Below are 17,094 nucleotides of genomic sequence, written 5' to 3'. Positions count from 1 at the left end.
GCGTGATGCTCCACAACCGGCGATCACCGCGGGATGACCGGATGCGGCCGGGGCGTTGGCCCGGATGTGGAGCGGACCGGGGTCGTGGTGATCGGCGCGGGCCAGGCGGGCCTGTCGGCGGCGGCCGGGCTGCGGCGCGGCGGGCTGGAGCCGGGCCCCGGCTTCGTCGTGCTCGACGGCGAGGACGGCCCCGGCGGCGCGTGGCGGCACCGCTGGCCGACCCTGCGGATGCGCACGGTGAACGGCATCCACGACGTCGCCGGGGTCCGCTCCGGCTTCGACGACCCGGGCGCCGACCCGGACCTGCCCGCGCGGGACGCCGTCCCGGCCTACTTCGGGCGCATCGAACGCGAGCTGGACCTGCGGGTCGTGCGCCCGGTGCACGTCCGCCGGGTGTCCGACGCCGGCGGGCCGCCGGACGTCGACACCGGCGGACCGCTGGCGGTCGACACCGACCGCGGCACCTGGGTCGCCGACCACCTGATCAACGCCACCGGCACCTGGACCCGCCCGTTCGTGCCCGCCTACCCGGGCCTCGCGACGTTCCGCGGCACGAGCCTGCACGCCCGTGGGTACCCGGGTCCCGAGGCCATGGCCGGCCGGCGGGTCGTCGTGGTCGGCGGCGGGATCACCGCGGTGCAGCTGCTGCTGGAGATCGCCCCGTACGCCGCCGCGACGACCTGGGTCACCCGCCGGGAGCCCGAGTGGCACGACGGGCCGTTCGGGCCCGGGCAGGGGCGCGCCGCCGTCGCCCGGGTCGAGGAGCGGGTCCGGGCCGGGCTGCCACCCCGCAGCGTCGTCGGTGTGACCGGGCTGGGGCTCACGCCCGGGGTGCGGGCCGGGATCGCGAGCGGGGTGCTGGCCCGCAGGCCGATGTTCGCCCGGGTCGTGCCGGACGGGGTGGAGTGGTCCGACGGCACCCGCGAGCCCGCGGACGTGCTGCTGTGGGCGACCGGCTGGCGGCCCGCGCTGGGCCACCTCGCCCCGCTGCGGCTGCGCGGACCGGGCGGCGGGATCGTCATGGGCGCCCCGCTGGACACCGGCGTCGTCGCCGACCCGCGGGTGCACCTGGTCGGCTACGGCCCCTCGGCGAGCACGATCGGCGCCGACCGGGCCGGTCGCGCCGCGGCGCGCGCGGTCCTGGAGCGGCTACCGGTCGCTGCCGGCGCCTGAGTCGGCGGCCTCCCGGCCGAGCAGCCGGTACTCCCGGACCACCATCACGATGATCGCGATGTCGAGCGCGGCGAGGAACGGCAGCACGATGGAGTGCGTGTGCCAGGCGTGGACCAGCTCGTACACGACGAACACCGCCAGGATCACCACCGCGGGCGGGTAGGCAGGGCGCCAGCGGGTCAGCAGCGCCGCGACCAGGCCGAGCTTGAGCACGCCGTGCAGCCCGAGGTAGACGATCACGAAGGTGCGGTCCCCGCCGGCGAAGCGGTCGACGCCCTCGGTCAGGTGCCGGGCCAGGGTGCCGTCCGGTGGACCGATCAGGTCGCGGGCGAGGATCTGCGCGACGACCCGGTGCAGCCAGTCCCCCGACACCAGCACCAGCGCGACGGCGCCCAGCAGCTCCGCGGCCCCGTCGATGCCCTTCACGACCAGGGCGACGCGGAACAGCTGCTCGGTCCGGCGGGCCGAGGTCGTCGCCGCCGTCGGTCCGGCGGTCACCGGGTGATCCCGGTGTGGCCGAGGGAGTAGCGGCCGGGCTGCGGCCACACGCACAGCCCGTGCGGGCCGTCGCCGACCGGGATCCGACGGATCAGGTGCCCGTCGTCGGTGGAGAGCACGTACACCTCCCGGTCGTAGCGCCCGGACAACCACAGGGTCCGGCCGTCGGCCGAGACGTTACCCATGTCGGGACTCGCCTTCCCGGGGATCCGCCAGAGCGCCTTCGTCGCCCCGGTGCGGGAGTCCAGCACCGAGACGCTGCCGTCGTGCCGGTTGGTGACGTAGAGGTCGCGGGCGTCGCGGGAGAGGTAGAGCCCGTGCGCGCCGGCGCCGGTCGGGATCTCGCGCAGCACGCGGGTGGCGGCGCCGTCGAGCACCCAGACCCCGTTCTCCTCGGAGTCGGCGATGTAGAACACCGAGCCGTCCGGGGCGAGCTTGATGTCCTGCGGGCCCATCATGGTGTGCCGCACCGGCATGTCGACCATCCGCAGCAGCCGTCGTCCCGGGATGTCGACGACGGCGACGCGGCCGGCGAACTCGCAGGTGAACACCGCGGTCCGGCCGTCGGGGGTGAAGTCGGCGTGGTCGATGCCCGCGCAGTCCGGGGTCGGGATCTCGGTCTGGCGGGCCCAGGTGTGCGGGTCGTAGAAGACCAGCTTCCGGCGGGCCTCCGCGACCGAGATCGCCGAGGCCCCGTCCGGGGTGAAGTACATGTTGTAGGGGTCCTCGACCGGGATGTTCCGGCCCGGCAGCCCGGTGCGCGGGTCGAACGGGGTGATCTTGTTCGTGGTGTCGTCGGTGGCGTAGAGGGTCTGCATGTCCCACGCCGGGACCACGTGCTGCAGCTCCCCGCCGAGGCGGTAGGTGCCGACGGTGGCGAAGGTCGCCGGGTCGATCACCCGGACCTCCCCCGACTTCGTGTGCGGGACGTAGACCAGCGGCTTCGCCGCACGGGCGGCGTCGGAGAGCATGTTCGCGCCGGCGGCCGCGTCGACGTTGCCGGGGTCGGTCACCGGGGGCATGCCGGGCAGCCCGGCCTGCTCCGGCGCGGCCTGCGCGGCCGACGGGGCCGGGGACGCCCCGGGGGTCGTCGGCGCGGGGCCGGAGCAGCCCGCCGCGAGCGCGGCGAGGGCCAGCAGGACGTACAGCGGGCGGCGCACGGGTTCCCTCCGGGGTGGGCGGGTCATGCCGGGGCCAGCAGGCGGGTCGCGGTGACCGCGCGCAGGCCGCGGGCGTCGAGGTCGTCGAGGACGGCGGGGAGCGCGGCGAGCGTGCCGGGGTGGCCCAGGTGCATGCTCACGACGCTGCCGGGCCCGGCCGTCCGCACCCGGGCGGCGACGGCGGCCGGTCCGGGGTCGGTGAAGTCGCGGGAGTCGACGTCGTAGGACAGGGTCACCGGGTAGCCCGCGTCGGCGGCGAGGCGGCGCAGCAGCGGGGTCGCGTGCTGGGCCTGCGAGGGCCGGAAGAACGCCCCGGGCCCGCCGGTGGCCGCCGCGATCACGTCCCGGCAGCGCTCGATCTCGACGCGGGCGGCGGCCTCGCCGAGGCCGTCGACGTCGCCGTGGGACCAGGTGTGGTTGCCGATCTCGTGGCCGAGCCCGGTGACGATCCGGGCGGCGTCGGGGCTGTCGGCGAGCCAGGTCCCGACGGCGAGCACGGTCACCGCGGCGCCCCGGTCGTGCAGCAGCGTGAGCACCCGGCGGGCCAGGTCGAGCTCGCCGGCGCCGTGGAAGGTGAGCGCCAGCTCGGGGCGCCCGGTGCCGGCGTGCGCGACCTCGGTCCCGGCCGGGTCCGGGGCGGGCGTGGTGGTCGGCGGAGCGGACGGGGTGCCGGTCACCGGGGACGGCGGCGGGGATGCCGCGGTGCCCGTGGAGCACCCGCCCGTCGCCGCCAGCAGGGCTGCGGCGGCCGCCGCGCGCAGCACCTCGCGCCGGGTCGTCCCGGCGGACGGCTCCACCCCTCGCCACCTCACGCCGCGGACTGTAGACCCCGCCCGACCTGGGAATTCCTTTACCCGAGGGAGGATCGGGACGGACCGGACGAGCCGGGCGAGACCGTGGCGCGAACGCGCACCGGAGAGCTACAGTTATTAGCGATGCTCAACAAATCGGGACCGGCCGACCGGTACAAGTGGGTCGCACTGTCGAACACCACGATGGGCGTGCTGATCGTGACGATCAACATGTCGATCCTGCTGATCGCGCTGCCGGACATCTTCCGCGGCATCGGGATCGACCCGCTGGCGCCGGACAACATCGACTACCTGCTGTGGCTGATCATGGGGTACCTGGTCGTCACGGCGGTGCTGGTCGTGAGCTTCGGCCGGCTCGGCGACATGTACGGCCGTACCCGCATGTACAACCTGGGCTTCGCCGTCTTCACGGTGTTCTCGGTGCTGCTGGCCGCCACCTGGATGCAGGGCGACGCCGGCGCGGTCTGGCTGATCACCATGCGGGTGCTGCAGGGCGTCGGCGGGGCGCTGCTGCTCGCCAACTCGACCGCGATCCTCACCGACGCGTTCCCGGTCCACCAGCGCGGGCTCGCGCTCGGGATCAACTCCGTCGCGGCGATCGCCGGCTCGTTCCTCGGGCTGGTCGTCGGCGGGGTGCTCGCCCCGGTGAACTGGCACCTGGTGTTCCTGGTGTCGGTCCCGGTCGGGGTGTTCGGCACGATCTGGGCCTACGCCCGGCTCCGCGACACCGGCGCCCGCCGCGCGGCGCGGATCGACTGGTGGGGCAACCTGACGTTCGCGGTCGGGCTCGTCGCCGTCCTGATGGGCATCACCTATGGCATCCAGCCCTACGGCGACGACGTCATGGGCTGGACCAGCCCGCTCGTCCTCGGCCTGATCCTCGGCGGGATCGCGGTGCTGGCGCTGTTCACCTGGATCGAGCGCCGGGTGCCCGAGCCGATGTTCCACGTCTCGCTGTTCTCGATCCGCGCGTTCACCGCGGGCAACATCGCGAGCCTGCTGGCCGCGCTCGGCCGCGGCGGGCTGCAGTTCATCCTGATCATCTGGCTGCAGGGCATCTGGCTGCCCGAGCACGGCTTCCCGTTCGAGACGACGCCGCTGTGGGCGGGCATCTACATGGTCCCGCTGACGATCGGGTTCCTCGTCGCCGGACCGGTGTCGGGCATCCTGTCCGACCGCTACGGCGCCCGCGCCTTCGCCACGGTCGGGATGCTCGGCGCGGCCGCGACGTTCCTCGCGCTGCTGGCGCTGCCGGTCGACTTCGACTACCGGGCGTTCGCGCTACTGCTGGCGCTCAACGGCCTGGCGATGGGCCTGTTCAGCTCCCCGAACCGGGCGGCGATCATGAACTCGCTGCCCGCGCACCAGCGGGGCGCCGGGGCCGGCATGACCTCGACCTTCCAGAACGCGGCGACGGTGCTGTCGATCGGGGTGTTCTTCTCGCTGCTCATCGCGGGCCTGTCGACGACGCTGCCCACGTCGCTGCACGACGGGCTCATGGCCCAGGGCGTGCCGGAGCTCGCGGCGGACCGGGTCGCGGCGCTGCCGCCGGTCGGGATCCTGTTCGCGGCGCTGCTGGGCTACAACCCGATCGCGACGCTGCTCGGCCCGCAGGTCCTCGGCGCGCTGGCGCCCGCGCAGTCGGCGTACCTGACCGGGCGGGAGTTCTTCCCGCAGCTGATCTCCGGCCCGTTCGCCGACGGGCTGACCTTCGCCCTCGGCTTCGCCGCCGTCGCCTGCCTGGTCGCCGCGGTGGCGAGCGCGCTGCGCGGCGGGAAGTACCACCACGTCGACGACGAGGCCGACGTGGTGGCCCCGGTCCCCGCCCGGACCTGACCCCCGGGGCCGGGCGGGGACCGCGGGCGTCAGTCCGCGGCGACCTCGCTGCCGTCCTGGCTCCAGCGGGTGTGGAACTTGCCGTCGGCGTCGGTGCGCGCGTAGGTGTGCGCCCCGAAGTAGTCGCGCAGCCCCTGGATCAGGTTGGCCGGGCCGCGCTCGCGGCGGTAGCCGTCGTAGTAGGACAGGCTGGAGGAGAACGCGGGGATCGCCACGCCCTGCTCGGTCGCGGTCACCACGACCCGGCGCCACGCGTCCTGTGCGTTCGCGACGGCCTCGGTGAAGTACGGGACCATCAGCAGGTTGTCCAGGTCCGGGTGGGACTCGTAGGCCTCGGTGATCCGGTTGAGGAACTGGGCGCGGATGATGCAGCCGCCGCGCCAGATCCGGGCCATCGCGCCGAGGTCGAGGTCCCAGTCGTTGGCCTGCGAGGCGGCACGCATCTGCGCGAAGCCCTGGGCGTAGGCGACGACCTTGGACGCGTAGAGGGCCTGGCGGATGTCATCGACCAGCTCGTCGCGGTTCTTCCCCGAGCCCGGGGTCGGGCCGCCCAGCGTGGTCGAGGCCTCCCGGCGCTCGTCGCGCAGGTTGGACAGCGTGCGGGCGAACACGGCCTCGGTGATGCCGGTCAGCGGGACGCCGAGGTCGAGCGCGTCGATGGCCGTCCAGCGGCCGGTGCCCTTCTGCTCGGCCTGGTCGACGATGACGTCGACGAGCGGCTTCCCGGTCCTCTCGTCGGTCTTGGCCAGCACGATGCCGGTGATCTCGATGAGGAAGGACTCGAGGTCGCCCGAGTTCCACTCCTCGAAGATCTTGCCGATCTCCGGCGCGGACAGCCCGGCGACGTGCGTGAGCAGGTCGTAGGCCTCGGCGATGAGCTGGATGTCGGCGTACTCGATGCCGTTGTGCACCATCTTCACGTAGTGCCCGGCGCCGCCGGGGCCGACGTGGGTGCAGCACGGGGTGCCGTCGACGTTCGCGGCGATCGCGGTGAGGATCTCCTCGACCTCGCCGTAGGCCTCCTGCGGGCCGCCGGGCATGATGCTCGGCCCGTTGAGGGCGCCCTCCTCGCCGCCGGACACGCCGATGCCCATGAAGCGCAGCCCGCGCTCCTCGCAGTACGCGGCACGGCGGTCGGTGTCGGGGAAGTGCGAGTTGCCGGCGTCGATGATGATGTCGCCCCGGTCGAGCAGCGGGGCCAGCTCGTCGATGACGGCGTCGACCGGCTTGCCCGCCTTCACCATGACGACGATCTTGCGCGGGGTCTCCAGCGCGTCGACGAACTCCTGCAGCGACTCGGTGCCGGTGAAGGCACCCTCGTCGCCGTAGTCCTTCATGAACTCGGTCGTCTTCGAGGTGGTGCGGTTGTGCACCGCCACCGGGAAACCACGGCGGGCCATGTTGCGGGCGAGGTTCGCCCCCATCACCGCCAGCCCGGTGACCCCGATCCGGCTCTTCTCCGCCATCAGTGCTTCCTCCGTGTCGTTCGGACGCCGCTGTACCCGACCCATCCTGGCCCGCGGCCCCCGGCAGCGCAGCGAGGAGCGCGTGTCCCCTCGGTCACCCTGCGAGGAAGTCGGCGAGCAGGGCGCTCGCGGTCTCCGGCGCCTCCTCCGGGATCCAGTGCCCGCAGCCCTCGACGAGCTCGAAGCGGAAGTCGTCGACGTACGCCGAGGACCCCCGCATCTGCCCCTCGGTGAGCGCGAGGTCGCCGTCGCTCCACACCCCCATCGTCGGCACCGTGATCCGCGGGGGCTGCGGGATCGTGGTGGGCACGAACGTCGCCGGGTCGATGTTGGCGCGGTACCAGTTCAGCGACGCCGTCAGGGCGCCCGGCCGGGACAGGTCGGCGAGCTGACGGACGGCCATCGGGTGCCCCTCGGGCAGGGTCGCGTGCAGCCAGCCGCGCAGGAACTGCCAGTCGTCGGCCGGGACGACCTGCTCGGCGACGCCGGGGAACTGGAACCAGAGCATGTACCAGGACATCGCCTTCTGCCGGAACCCCGCGGTGGCGAACGCGGCCGGGTGCCCGACGGAGAACGCGGCGTAGCGGGTCACCCGCGGCGAGGCGAGGGTGAGGGCCCAGCCGAGGGAGGCGCCCCAGTCGTGCCCGGCGAGGGCGAACCGGTCGATCCCGAGAGCGTCGGCGACGCCGAGGACGTCGGCGACCAGGGCCCGCATCCGGTAGTGCTCGACCTCGGCGGGCCGGTCGGAGTCCCCGAAGCCGCGCAGGTCCGGGACGACGACGCGGTGCCCGGCCCCGGCGAGCGCGGCGGCCTGGTGGGTCCACAGGGCGGCCCGGTCCGGCCAGCCGTGCAGCAGCAGGACGGGGCTGCCGTCGCCGCCGGTGTCGTGCACGGACAGGGTGATCTCGGGCAGGGTCGTGCCGGGGACGGTGATCCGCTGCGGGGCCGGGAGCGTCATGGGCCGACCGTATCCCCGGTTCCCGCCCGCTGGGACGCCGCGCACGGCGGGACCGCCGGTGGGGTGACACTGGCCCGATGGTCCGCCTCTCCCCCGACACGGACCGGGACGGCCGGGCCGTGCCGGTGGGCGTGATCGGCCTGGTCGGCGGCGTCGTCGGCGGGCTGATCGGCGGCGGCAGCGGGGTGCTGTTCGTGCCCGCGCTCGACCGGTTCACCGCGATGTCGCGGGCCCGGATCCACGGCTCGTCGACGATCGCGAACATCGGGGTCTGCGTCGCCGGTGCGGCCGCCTACGCGCTCGGCGGCGGGACGCTGGACCTGCGGACCGGCGCCGGGCTGATCGTCGGCGGCACGGTCGGCGGGTGGATCGGGCCGAAGCTGCTGGCGCGCGCCTCGGAGACGCTGCTGCGGGTGCTGCTGGTGGCCGTGCTGGTGCTGACGGCGGCGAAGCTGCTCGTCGACGCGCTGGGCGTGCCGCTGCTCGGCGGGGCGGTGGTGCCGGCGTCACTGGTCGCCGATCCCTGGTTCCTGTACCCGACGGCGACGGTGGTCGGCCTGGTCATCGGGGCCTGGGCGGGTGCGATGGGACTCGGCGGCGGACTGCTCGCGGTGCCGGCGATGGTGCTGCTGTTCGGCACGGACCTGCACGTCGCGGCCGGGACCTCGCTGCTGATGTTCATCCCGAACTCGATCGTCGGGACGGTCGTGCACCTGCGTCAGGGCACCGCGTCCGGGAAGTGGGGCACGGTGCTGGCGGTGACCGCCGCGCCGGGCACGGTGGCGGGCGCGTTCCTCGGCCTGGCGCTCGACGCGGTCGTGCTGGGGCTGGTGTTCGGCACGTTCGCGACGGCGATGGCGGTGCGCGAGACCGTCGGGCTGGTCCGCCGACGACGGGAATGAGTGCGCAGGGAACCGGGGGCGCGCTACCCTGTGGGGTGCGCTCAGAACACGAGAACGTGGACCTGCACTTCAAGTATAACACGGATGGCAAGCCCCCGGCGACCACCGACTCCGCCTACGAGGCGGAGCTGACCCGCGAGACCCGGCACCTCCGCGGGCTGCACGCCCTGCTCGACGACGAGCTCGCCGCGGCGGGCGCGCAGGCCCGGAGCGCCGCCGCCGAGCGCGCCGGGGAGCAGCTCAGCGCCCGCTGGGAGCGCGACGTGTCGGTGCAGCGCGCCTCGGAGCGGGTGCGCACGCTCACCGCGGCCCGCGCGGGACTGTGCTTCGGGCGTCTCGACCACACCGACGGGGCCGCCCCGACCCGGGTCGGCCGGATCGGGCTGACCGACCCGGCCGACGGCGAGAGCGCGCTGGTCGACTGGCGGGCCCCGGCCGCGCAGCCGTTCTACTGCGCCACCCCGGTCACCCCGCTCGGGGTGACCCGGCGCCGGCACTACACCGTCGCCGGCACCGCCCCGCACGAGCGGGTCGCCGGCTTCCACGACGACCTCCTCGACGGCGACGGGCCCGGCACCGGGACCGTGTCGGCGTCGGACCCCGCGCTCCTCGCCGCCCTCACCGCGCCGCGCGGGACCCGCATGCGCGACATCGTCACGACGATCCAGTCCGAGCAGGACGAGATCATCCGGCTGCCGCTGTCGGGCACCGTCGTGATCGAGGGCGGCCCCGGGACGGGCAAGACCGCCGTCGCGCTGCACCGGATCGCGTACCTGCTCTACACCCACCGCGACCGGCTCGCCCGCAGCGGCGTGCTCGTCGTCGGGCCGAGTGCGGGGTTCGTGCACTACGTCGGCGGGGTGCTGCCCGCGCTCGGCGAGTCCGCGGTCGTGTTCACCACCCCGGGACGCCTCGCGCACGGCGTCGTGGCGGAGACGACCGACCCGCCGGGGACGGCCCGGCTCAAGGGCGACCTGGCGATGGTCGACGTGCTGCGCCGCGCCGTCGACGACCGCCAGGAGCTGCCCGGGACACCGGTCGCGATCGAGATGGACGACGTCACCGTCGAGATCGACACGGCGCTGGCCGCCGAGGCGCGCCGCCGGGCCCGCGCCACCGGGCAGCCGCACAACACCGCCCGCACCACGTTCCGCGACACCCTCGGGCGGCTGCTCGTCGACCAGGGGCTGGAGCGGCTCGAGGTCGGTCTGGAGGACCCGCCGGAGCTCGCGGAGCTGCTGGCAGGGCTGGACATCCCGGAGATCGAGCCCGCCGGGGCGGCCGAGGTGTCGGCCGAGATGCGGGCCGAGCTGCGCGACGCCGTGCGCACCGACCCGCGGTTCCACGCGGCCGTCGAGCGGCTGTGGCCGGTGCTGACCCCGCAGCGGGCCCTGACCGAGCTGTACGCCGACCCGGACCGGCTGGCCGCCGCGGGCGCTCCGGAGTCGCTGCGGCGGGACCCGGGCACGCCGTGGACCGTGGCCGACGCGCCCCTGCTCGACGAGCTCGCCGAGCTCCTCGGCCCGGTCCCGGACGGGACACCCGCCGCGGCGCCCGAACCGGACAGCGCCTACGCCGCCGAGGTGCTGACCGTGCTGGAGTCCGCGGACCGGTCGCTCGCCGGGGAGGACCCGGACGAGCTGCGCCCCACCGACTTCGTGACCGCGGACATGCTCGCGCAGCGGCACGTCGCCGGGGTGCCGCTGACCGTGGCCGAGCGCGCGGCAGGTGACCGGGACTGGCGCTACGGGCACCTCGTCGTCGACGAGGCGCAGGAGCTGTCCGCGATGGACTGGCACGTGCTGCTGCGGCGCTGCCCGGCGCGGTCGATCACCGCGGTCGGCGACCTCGCCCAGCGTAGCGCCCCGGCCGGCGCCCGGGCCTGGGCCGACGTGCTCGCCCCGCACCTGGCCGGACGCTGGACGCACCGCACGCTGACGGTGAACTACCGGACGCCGTCGGAGATCATGGACGCCGCCGCGCGGGTGCTGGCGACCTACGCCCCCGACCGTCGCCCGCCGGAGTCGGTGCGCAGCACCGGTGAACAGCCGTGGACCCGCACGGTCCCGGCCGGGGAGCTCGCCGCCGCGGTCCGCGCCGCCGTCGACGACGAGCGGGCCCGCACCGCCGACGGGACGGTCACCGTGATCGCCCCGCCCGGCACCGACCTGGGGTCACCCGGTGTGCCGGTGCACACCCCGGTGTCGTCGAAGGGCCTGGAGTTCGACGCCGTCGTGATCGTCGACCCGGAGCGGATCCGGGCGGCCGACCCGGCGGACCTCTACGTCGCGATGACCCGCGCGACGCAGCGGCTCGGGCTCCTGGAGGTGACCGGCTAGAACGCCGGCCAGGGGATCGCCGGGCCGTAGCCGTCCGGGCCGGGGAAGCGCGGCTCGGCGAGCAGGTGGTCGATCCGGGAGCGCAGCGCCGCGACCTCGCGGCGGGTGACGTGCTCGCCGAGGACGTCGGCGAACTCCCCCGCCAGCCGCGCACGCAGCTCCTTCAGGACGGCCGTGTGCTCCTCGCCGAGCTCGTCGCCGACCCAGCCCCACAGGACGGTGCGCAGCTTCGGCTCGGTGTGCAGGGTGAGGCCGTGGTCCACGCCGTAGACGTCGCCGTCCCCGGCGAGGATCACGTGCCCGCCCTTGCGGTCGGCGTTGTTGACGACGACGTCGAACAGCGCCATGTCCCGCAGCTGCGGGTGGTCGGCGTGGACCAGCACGACCGGATCCCCCGCGCCGTCGCGGGCACGGAGCACCGGCAGCCAGCCGCCGGGGATCTCGTGCGGCTCGCACAGCTCGACCAGCGACTCGGTGGCGAGCTGGATGGTCTCCTCGGTGATGTCGCCGTCCAGCTCGTCGCCCGCGTCGTCGGCGGGCGGCTCGGACAGGGCGCTCTCGTCGCCCGAGGAGACCCAGGCCTGCACCATGCCGGTCCCGAACGGGGCCTGGTCGCGCAGCACCGTGGGCGGGACGACGTCGAGCCCGGAGATCTGGGAGACGAGGAAGGCGCCGACCTCGCGCCCGGCGAGGGTGCCGTCCGGGAAGTCCCACAGCGGGCGCTCCCCGCGCACCGGCTTGTAGACGCAGCGCAGCTCGACGCCGTCGAGGGAGACGGTGCCGAACAGGGTCGCGTTGGAGGCGTCGACCATCCGGCCGGTGATGTCCATGCGGCCGGTGCGCAGGACCTCGAACACCGCGGGGTCGCGCAGGTCGAGCGTCACTCCGTCCCGGCCACGGGGTTGCGGTCGTGGTAGCCGTTGAGGCGCACGCAGACATGGCCAGCCGGGTCCAGCGGCTCGGCGCACAGCGGGCACGGGGCACGGCCGGCGTCGACGACCTTCTCGGCGCGCTCGGCGAAGGCCTTCGCCGCCGTCGGGGACAGGAACACGCGCAGCGCGTCCGGGCCCTCCTCGGTGTCGTCGAGGACGACCGACTCGTCGATCTCCTCCTCGGTGACCGCGAGCAGCTCGACGACGATCGAGCTCGAGTCGGCGTCCCAGCCCAGGCCCATGGTCCCGACCCGGAACTCCTCCTCCAGCGGGACCGCGAGCGGGTCGTTGTCCGAGGACCCCGTGGTCACGGTCGCGCCGAGCAGGTTGTCCTCGCCGAAGCGCTTGGACACCTCGCCCAGCAGCGCCGTGATGCGTTCGGCCAGCACCGAGACCTGCTGTTTCTCCAGCAGCACACTGATCGTGCGGCTGCTCTCGATCGCCTGCAGGTAGAAGGCGCGATCGCCGGGCTCGCCGACGGTCCCGGCCACGAAGCGGTCGGGTCGGCGGAAGACGTGGATGACGCGTGCCATGACCCTTCCCAGGGTAGGCGTATCCGGCTGCGGGGGCATCCCCGCGGTCACCTGTGGGTGCGTCCACCAGGGACGATGCGAGGTGGATCACCCCGCCTCACGCGTTCGTGGAACCCCCGACCACGGCGTCGGAGGCGTTCACCGGCTGCTCCTCGCCCTCGGCGGGCTTCGGCTTCGGGACCAGGCCGGCGACGTCCCCGGACTGCTCGTTCATCCGCGCGACGAACGGCCGCAGCTCGGTGTAGGTGACGACGCTCACCGAGCAGGTGTCGACGACGATCCGCTGGAAGTTGTCGAGGTGGCTGGCCAGCGCGTCGGCGAGGATCGCCTTGATCACGTCACCGTGGCTGCAGGCCAGGACGATGGCGTCCTCGCCGTGCTCGGCCCGGACCCGGGCGACGTGGCGGCGCACCGCCGCGACCGAGCGGGCCTGCATCCCGGCCAGGGACTCGCCGTCCGGGAAGGTCGCGGCCGACGGGTGCGCCTGGACGACCTTCCACAGGTCCTCCTTGACCAGGTCGGTGATCTTCCGCCCGGTCCACGCGCCGTAGTCGACCTCGGCCAGGTCGTCCTCGACGACCGGCTCCAGCCCACGGGCCGCCGCCAGTGGCGCGACGGTCTGGCGGCACCGCTCCAGCGGCGAGGTCACGACCGAGGCGATCGGCAGGGCCGCGAGCCGGTCGACGACGGCCGCCGCCTGCTCGCGGCCGCGGTCGTCGAGCTCCACGCCCGGGGTGCGCCCGGCCAGCACGCCCGCGGTGTTCGCGGTGGACCGGCCGTGCCGCAGCAGGATCAAGGTCGTCACGCCGACCGAGGCTACGGGAGTGACGGCGGTCAGTACGCGCTGACCGCGCCGAGCGACAGGGCGGCGAGCAGGGCGACACCCAGCGCGATCCGGTAGGCGACGAACACGTAGACGGTGTTGTTCTGCACGAACCGGAGCAGCCAGGCGATCACCGCGTAGCCGACGACGAACGCGACCACCACCGCCACCAGCATCTGCGCCCCGGACGGGCCGTCGCCGGCGAACACGTCGGGCAGCGTGAACAGGCCGGCCCCGAACACCGACGGGATCGCCAGCAGGAACGAGTACCGCACGATCGCGGGCCGGGTCAGCCCCAGGAACAGGCCGGCGGTGATCGTGCCGCCGGACCGCGAGACACCCGGGATCAGCGCCATGGCCTGGGCGAAGCCCAGCAGGATGCCGTCCTTGACGGTGATCCGTTCGACCGGCTTGACCTGCTTGCCGAAGCGCTCGGCCAGGCCGAGCAGGACACCGAACACGATCAGCGTGGTCGCGACCAGCCAGAGGTTCCGGGCGACGCCCTCGATCTGGTCCTTGAACAGCACCCCGAGCACCGCGATCGGGACCGACCCGATGATGACCAGCCAGGCCAGCCGGTAGTCGTCGGTGGCGCGGACCTCCGCGTCGCGGAACCCGCGCACCCAGGTGATGAACAGGTGCCAGATGTCCTTGGCGAAGTAGACGATCACCGCGGCCTCGGTGCCGAGCTGGGAGACCGCGGTGAACGCCGCCCCCGGGTCCCCGCCGAAACCGACCGCCGAGACGATCCGCAGGTGCGCCGAGGAGGACACCGGGAGGAACTCGGTGAGCCCCTGGACGATCCCGAGGACGACGACCTCGAGCCAGCTCACGAACGGCTCCCGTCGCGGCCGCGGACCGGGGTGCTCCGGTCCGGGGTCGTCCGGTCCTGGCGGCTCGGCTCCTGGTTGATCACGGGCCGTCACCGTACTCGCCGAGACGGGGGTCACTCTGCGCGCCCTCACCGGTCCCGCGGGCCCGCGCGCCTAGGCTCGACGACCGTGCAACGCAGACCGGTGGGCAGCAGCGGCCTCGAGGTGTCGCGGGTCGGCCTGGGCACCATGACCTGGGGCGAGGACACCTCCCCGGCCGACGCCGCGGACCAGCTGCGCGCGTTCGTCGACGTCGGCGGGACCCTCGTCGAGACCGCCGAGGACTACGGCGGCGGCGCCGCCCAGCAGGTGCTCGGCGGGCTGTTGCGGGGCACCGTGCGTCGCGACGACGTCGTCCTCGCCGGGCGCGGCACGGCCGCCCCCGACGCGGGTGAACGGGCCTCCCGGACCGCGCTGCTGCGCTCACTGGACCGCACGCTGCGCCGGCTGGGCACCGAACACCTGGACCTGTGGCAGTTCCCCGGCTGGGACCCCCGGGTGCCGCTGGACGAGACGCTGTCCGCGGTGCAGGTCGCCGTCTACTCCGGACGGGTGCGCTACGCCGGGCTGGTCGCCCCGGCCGGCTGGCAGCTGGCCACCGTCGCGGGCGGCGCCACCGCCGGGCCCGACCCGGCCGTCTGCCGTCCGGTGTCGGCGCAGGTGGAGTACTCGCTGCTCGCCCGGGAGCCGGAGGCCGAGCTCCTGCCTGCCGCCCGGCACCACGGCCTCGGGCTGCTGGCCTGGGCCCCGCTGGGCCGGGGTGTGCTGACGGGCAAGTACACCGACGGCACCCCGGCGGACTCCCGCGGCGCGAGCGCGCTGCTGGCCTCGTACGTGGAGGCGCGCCGCACCGAGCACTCGGCGCGGATCGTCCAGTCGGTCCTCACCGCCGCCGACGGGCTCGGCACCTCGCCGCTGTCGGTGGCGCTGACCTGGGTGCGGGACCGTCCAGGGGTGGCCTCGGCCGTCGTCGGGGCGCGGGACGCGGCCCAGCTGCGGGCCTCGCTCGCGGCCGAGGACCTCGTGCTGCCCGCCGAGATCCGCACCGCGCTCGACGACGTGAGCGACCCCGTCTGAGCCTCCCCCGCCGGCCCGGGTGCCCTTTACAGTGGGAATGCCCGACGCGACACCCACCGTTCACCCGGTGGGCACCGACGAGCACGGCACGACCGGGAGGCACGCATGACCGAGGGCGCTGGGAACGGGTCGGAGGACTCCGCCGCCGGGAATCGGGTGGCCGGGACTCGGGACGGCGACGGCTGGACCGACGACCGGTACGAGTACCGCCCGGTGCGCATCGAGGGGGACGTCTCCCGGCTCACGGCGTCGGTGCGGCTGGCGATCCAGGCCGAGTTCTCCGGCTGGGAGCTGTCCCGGCTGCGCCTCTACCCCGGTGGCGTACGCAAGATCGTGCTGCGACGACGGCTCGGTGCCCAGCAGGGCCTGCTGCCCGAGCCCACCTTCTGACGGTCCCCGCCCGTCAGCCGCCGTAGGGCACCGTGATGAGCTCCATCCGGTGCCCGGACGGGTCCTCGAAGTAGACGCCCCGGCCGCCGTCGTGGGTGTTGATCTCGCCGGGACGGCTCCCGCCGGGGTCGGCCCAGTACTGCCGGCCGCGGGCGGTGATCCGGGCGAACGCGGCGTCGAACTCGTCGTCGGAGACCAGGAACGCGTAGTGCTGCGGGACGATCGTCGCCGGGTCGGCGTCCATGAAGTCCAGGTCGACGCCGTTCGCGACGCGCACGACCCGGAACGGACCGAACGACGTCGGCTCGGGCAGTCCCAGGATCTCGGTCAGGTACGCCGCCCCGGCGCGCTTGTCACGGGAGTGGACGATGGTGTGGTTCAGCTCGGCCATGCCCCCAGGATGTGACCTGCACCGTGGTTCAGGTCAAGACGGTCCGGGTCACGACAGGCTCCGCGCTCAGGCGTCCTGCCAGCCGACCTCCGGCGGCGTGCCCGCCCCCCGCGGGCTGGGCACCCCCCGGAACCCGTAGGGCGCGGGCTCGCGGCCGGGCTGCACGTACCAGCACTCCCCCGGCTCGCCCCGCTCCAGGATCTGCTCGACGGCCGCGGCGACGTCGTCGGCCCCCAGCAGCGGGAAGTCACCGAACTGGGCGCGGACGTTGCCGATCAGCGGGGTGTCGGCGAACCCGGGGCACACCGCGGTGACCCGGATGCCCTCCCCCGCCAGCGCCGGGCCCGCGGCCCGGACGTAGCCGACGACGGCGTGCTTGGTCGCGGTGTAGAGCGCGTCGCCGGGCAGGCCGATCAGCCCGGCCAGCGACGCGGTCGCCACCACGTGCCCGCCCCCGGCGCGGCGCAGCGCCGGGACGGCGGCGTTGAGCCCGAACACCACGTGGTCGAGGTTCACCCCGAGGATGCGCCGGTAGCCGTCCAGGTCGAGGTCCTCGACGCCGGACTGGCCCGCCGTGATGCCGGCGTTGAGCAGCACGATGTCGAGCCGACCGAAACGCTCCTCGGCCGCGGCCACCGCGGCGGCCATCGCCGCGGGGTCGGTGACGTCGGCCGCGTGGGCGAGCCCACCGGCCTTCTCCGCGACGGCCGCGGCGCCGTCGGCGTCCCGGTCGACGACCACGACCTGCGCACCCGCCGCCACCAGCCGGTCGACCGCGGCCGCGCCGATGCCCGACGCGCCCCCGGTGACCAGGGCGACCTTCCCGGAGAGATCCATGGAGGTCACCCTGCCACCCGGCGACCGGTGCCGTCATCCGTCCCGGCGCCGGGCAGAGGCTCAGGCCGTCCGCAGGCCCCGCCCGATGTTCCTAC

At 74.5% G+C, this 17,094-nt stretch carries 17 protein-coding genes; 6 read left to right on the top strand and 11 right to left on the bottom strand.

Annotated elements, in window-relative coordinates; translation table 11 throughout:
• The first annotated feature begins 33 nt into the window (after window positions 1–33).
• Window positions 34–1,173, top strand: coding sequence for an NAD(P)/FAD-dependent oxidoreductase (locus KPL57_RS39660; RefSeq protein ID WP_226350896.1), 1,140 nt, complete (start codon window positions 34–36; stop codon window positions 1,171–1,173).
• Here the strand turns inward: KPL57_RS39660 and KPL57_RS39655 are convergent.
• Genes KPL57_RS39655 through KPL57_RS39645 form a run of 3 tightly spaced genes read right to left on the bottom strand, consistent with a single transcriptional unit; the run spans window position 1,150 to window position 3,643 of the window.
• The gene (locus KPL57_RS39655) at window positions 1,150–1,671 is read right to left on the bottom strand and encodes a DUF2127 domain-containing protein (protein WP_226350895.1); all 522 of its coding nucleotides are present in this window, start codon (window positions 1,669–1,671) and stop codon (window positions 1,150–1,152) included. The two genes, KPL57_RS39660 and KPL57_RS39655, sit on opposite strands and share 24 nt — an antisense overlap.
• Window positions 1,668–2,831 carry a YncE family protein gene (locus tag KPL57_RS39650; protein ID WP_226350894.1) on the bottom strand — a complete coding sequence of 388 codons (1,164 nt, stop codon included), beginning with the start codon at window positions 2,829–2,831 and terminating at the stop codon, window positions 1,668–1,670. The genes KPL57_RS39655 and KPL57_RS39650 overlap by 4 nt, the downstream gene beginning before the upstream one ends.
• Before the next feature lie 23 nt (window positions 2,832–2,854).
• Window positions 2,855–3,643 (bottom strand): polysaccharide deacetylase family protein, encoded by a 789-nt coding sequence (locus tag KPL57_RS39645; protein WP_226350893.1) that lies wholly within the window; start codon window positions 3,641–3,643, stop codon window positions 2,855–2,857.
• Between the two features lie 123 nt (window positions 3,644–3,766).
• On the opposite strand from KPL57_RS39645, the gene KPL57_RS39640 reads away from it, so the two are divergent.
• Window positions 3,767–5,479, top strand: coding sequence for an MFS transporter (locus KPL57_RS39640; RefSeq protein WP_226350892.1), 1,713 nt, complete (start codon window positions 3,767–3,769; stop codon window positions 5,477–5,479).
• Between the two features lie 29 nt (window positions 5,480–5,508).
• Here the strand turns inward: KPL57_RS39640 and gndA are convergent, their stop codons facing one another.
• Complete coding sequence (gene gndA / locus KPL57_RS39635) at window positions 5,509–6,945, bottom strand: NADP-dependent phosphogluconate dehydrogenase (protein ID WP_226350891.1); 1,437 nt, start codon at window positions 6,943–6,945, stop codon at window positions 5,509–5,511.
• Window positions 6,946–7,039: 94 nt separating this feature from the next.
• Window positions 7,040–7,903, bottom strand: coding sequence for an alpha/beta fold hydrolase (locus KPL57_RS39630; RefSeq protein WP_226350890.1), 864 nt, complete (start codon window positions 7,901–7,903; stop codon window positions 7,040–7,042).
• Between the two features lie 77 nt (window positions 7,904–7,980).
• Here KPL57_RS39630 and KPL57_RS39625 point away from each other — a divergent pair, with 77 nt between their 5' ends.
• Both KPL57_RS39625 and KPL57_RS39620 read left to right on the top strand, forming a co-directional pair.
• Window positions 7,981–8,805 (top strand): sulfite exporter TauE/SafE family protein, encoded by an 825-nt coding sequence (locus KPL57_RS39625; protein ID WP_226355605.1) that lies wholly within the window; start codon window positions 7,981–7,983, stop codon window positions 8,803–8,805.
• A 56-nt stretch (window positions 8,806–8,861) separates the two neighbouring features.
• Window positions 8,862–11,144 (top strand): UvrD-helicase domain-containing protein, encoded by a 2,283-nt coding sequence (locus KPL57_RS39620; RefSeq protein ID WP_226355604.1) that lies wholly within the window; start codon window positions 8,862–8,864, stop codon window positions 11,142–11,144.
• Here the strand turns inward: KPL57_RS39620 and KPL57_RS39615 are convergent.
• The 4 genes from KPL57_RS39615 to KPL57_RS39600 all read right to left on the bottom strand — a co-directional run bounded on the left by KPL57_RS39615 (window position 11,141) and on the right by KPL57_RS39600 (window position 14,265).
• Window positions 11,141–11,974 carry an SCO1664 family protein gene (locus KPL57_RS39615; protein WP_226356669.1) on the bottom strand — a complete coding sequence of 278 codons (834 nt, stop codon included), beginning with the start codon at window positions 11,972–11,974 and terminating at the stop codon, window positions 11,141–11,143. The two genes, KPL57_RS39620 and KPL57_RS39615, sit on opposite strands and share 4 nt — an antisense overlap.
• Before the next feature lie 50 nt (window positions 11,975–12,024).
• A complete protein-coding gene (locus tag KPL57_RS39610) occupies window positions 12,025–12,609 on the bottom strand; it encodes a DUF3090 domain-containing protein (protein WP_208821306.1) in 585 nt (194 codons plus the stop codon).
• Window positions 12,610–12,706: 97 nt separating this feature from the next.
• Entirely contained in the window at window positions 12,707–13,414 is a 708-nt protein-coding gene (locus KPL57_RS39605) for a histidine phosphatase family protein (protein WP_226355603.1), read from the bottom strand.
• 29 nt (window positions 13,415–13,443) lie between these two features.
• Window positions 13,444–14,265: an undecaprenyl-diphosphate phosphatase gene (locus KPL57_RS39600; protein ID WP_226355602.1), complete on the bottom strand. Its 822-nt coding sequence runs from the start codon at window positions 14,263–14,265 to the stop codon at window positions 13,444–13,446.
• A gap of 168 nt (window positions 14,266–14,433) precedes the next feature.
• Between KPL57_RS39600 and KPL57_RS39595 the strand changes: the two genes are divergently transcribed.
• Both KPL57_RS39595 and KPL57_RS39590 read left to right on the top strand, forming a co-directional pair.
• Window positions 14,434–15,381 carry an aldo/keto reductase gene (locus KPL57_RS39595; RefSeq protein ID WP_226355601.1) on the top strand — a complete coding sequence of 316 codons (948 nt, stop codon included), beginning with the start codon at window positions 14,434–14,436 and terminating at the stop codon, window positions 15,379–15,381.
• Between the two features lie 105 nt (window positions 15,382–15,486).
• On the top strand, window positions 15,487–15,771 hold the full coding sequence (locus KPL57_RS39590) for a DUF5703 family protein (protein WP_062400830.1): 285 nt from the start codon (window positions 15,487–15,489) through the stop codon (window positions 15,769–15,771).
• Window positions 15,772–15,784: 13 nt separating this feature from the next.
• Here the strand turns inward: KPL57_RS39590 and KPL57_RS39585 are convergent, their stop codons facing one another.
• Together KPL57_RS39585 and KPL57_RS39580 are read right to left on the bottom strand one after the other, a co-directional pair.
• Window positions 15,785–16,162, bottom strand: a complete 378-nt coding sequence (locus KPL57_RS39585) for a VOC family protein (RefSeq protein WP_226355600.1) — start codon at window positions 16,160–16,162, stop codon at window positions 15,785–15,787.
• A gap of 66 nt (window positions 16,163–16,228) precedes the next feature.
• Entirely contained in the window at window positions 16,229–16,999 is a 771-nt protein-coding gene (locus tag KPL57_RS39580; protein ID WP_226355599.1) for an SDR family oxidoreductase, read from the bottom strand.
• Window positions 17,000–17,094 lie beyond the last annotated feature (95 nt).

This window comes from Pseudonocardia sp. ICBG601, from assembly GCF_020496245.1.
The sequence above is the reverse complement of the archived record's forward strand: the minus strand, read 5'-3'. Positions and strand labels throughout refer to the sequence as shown.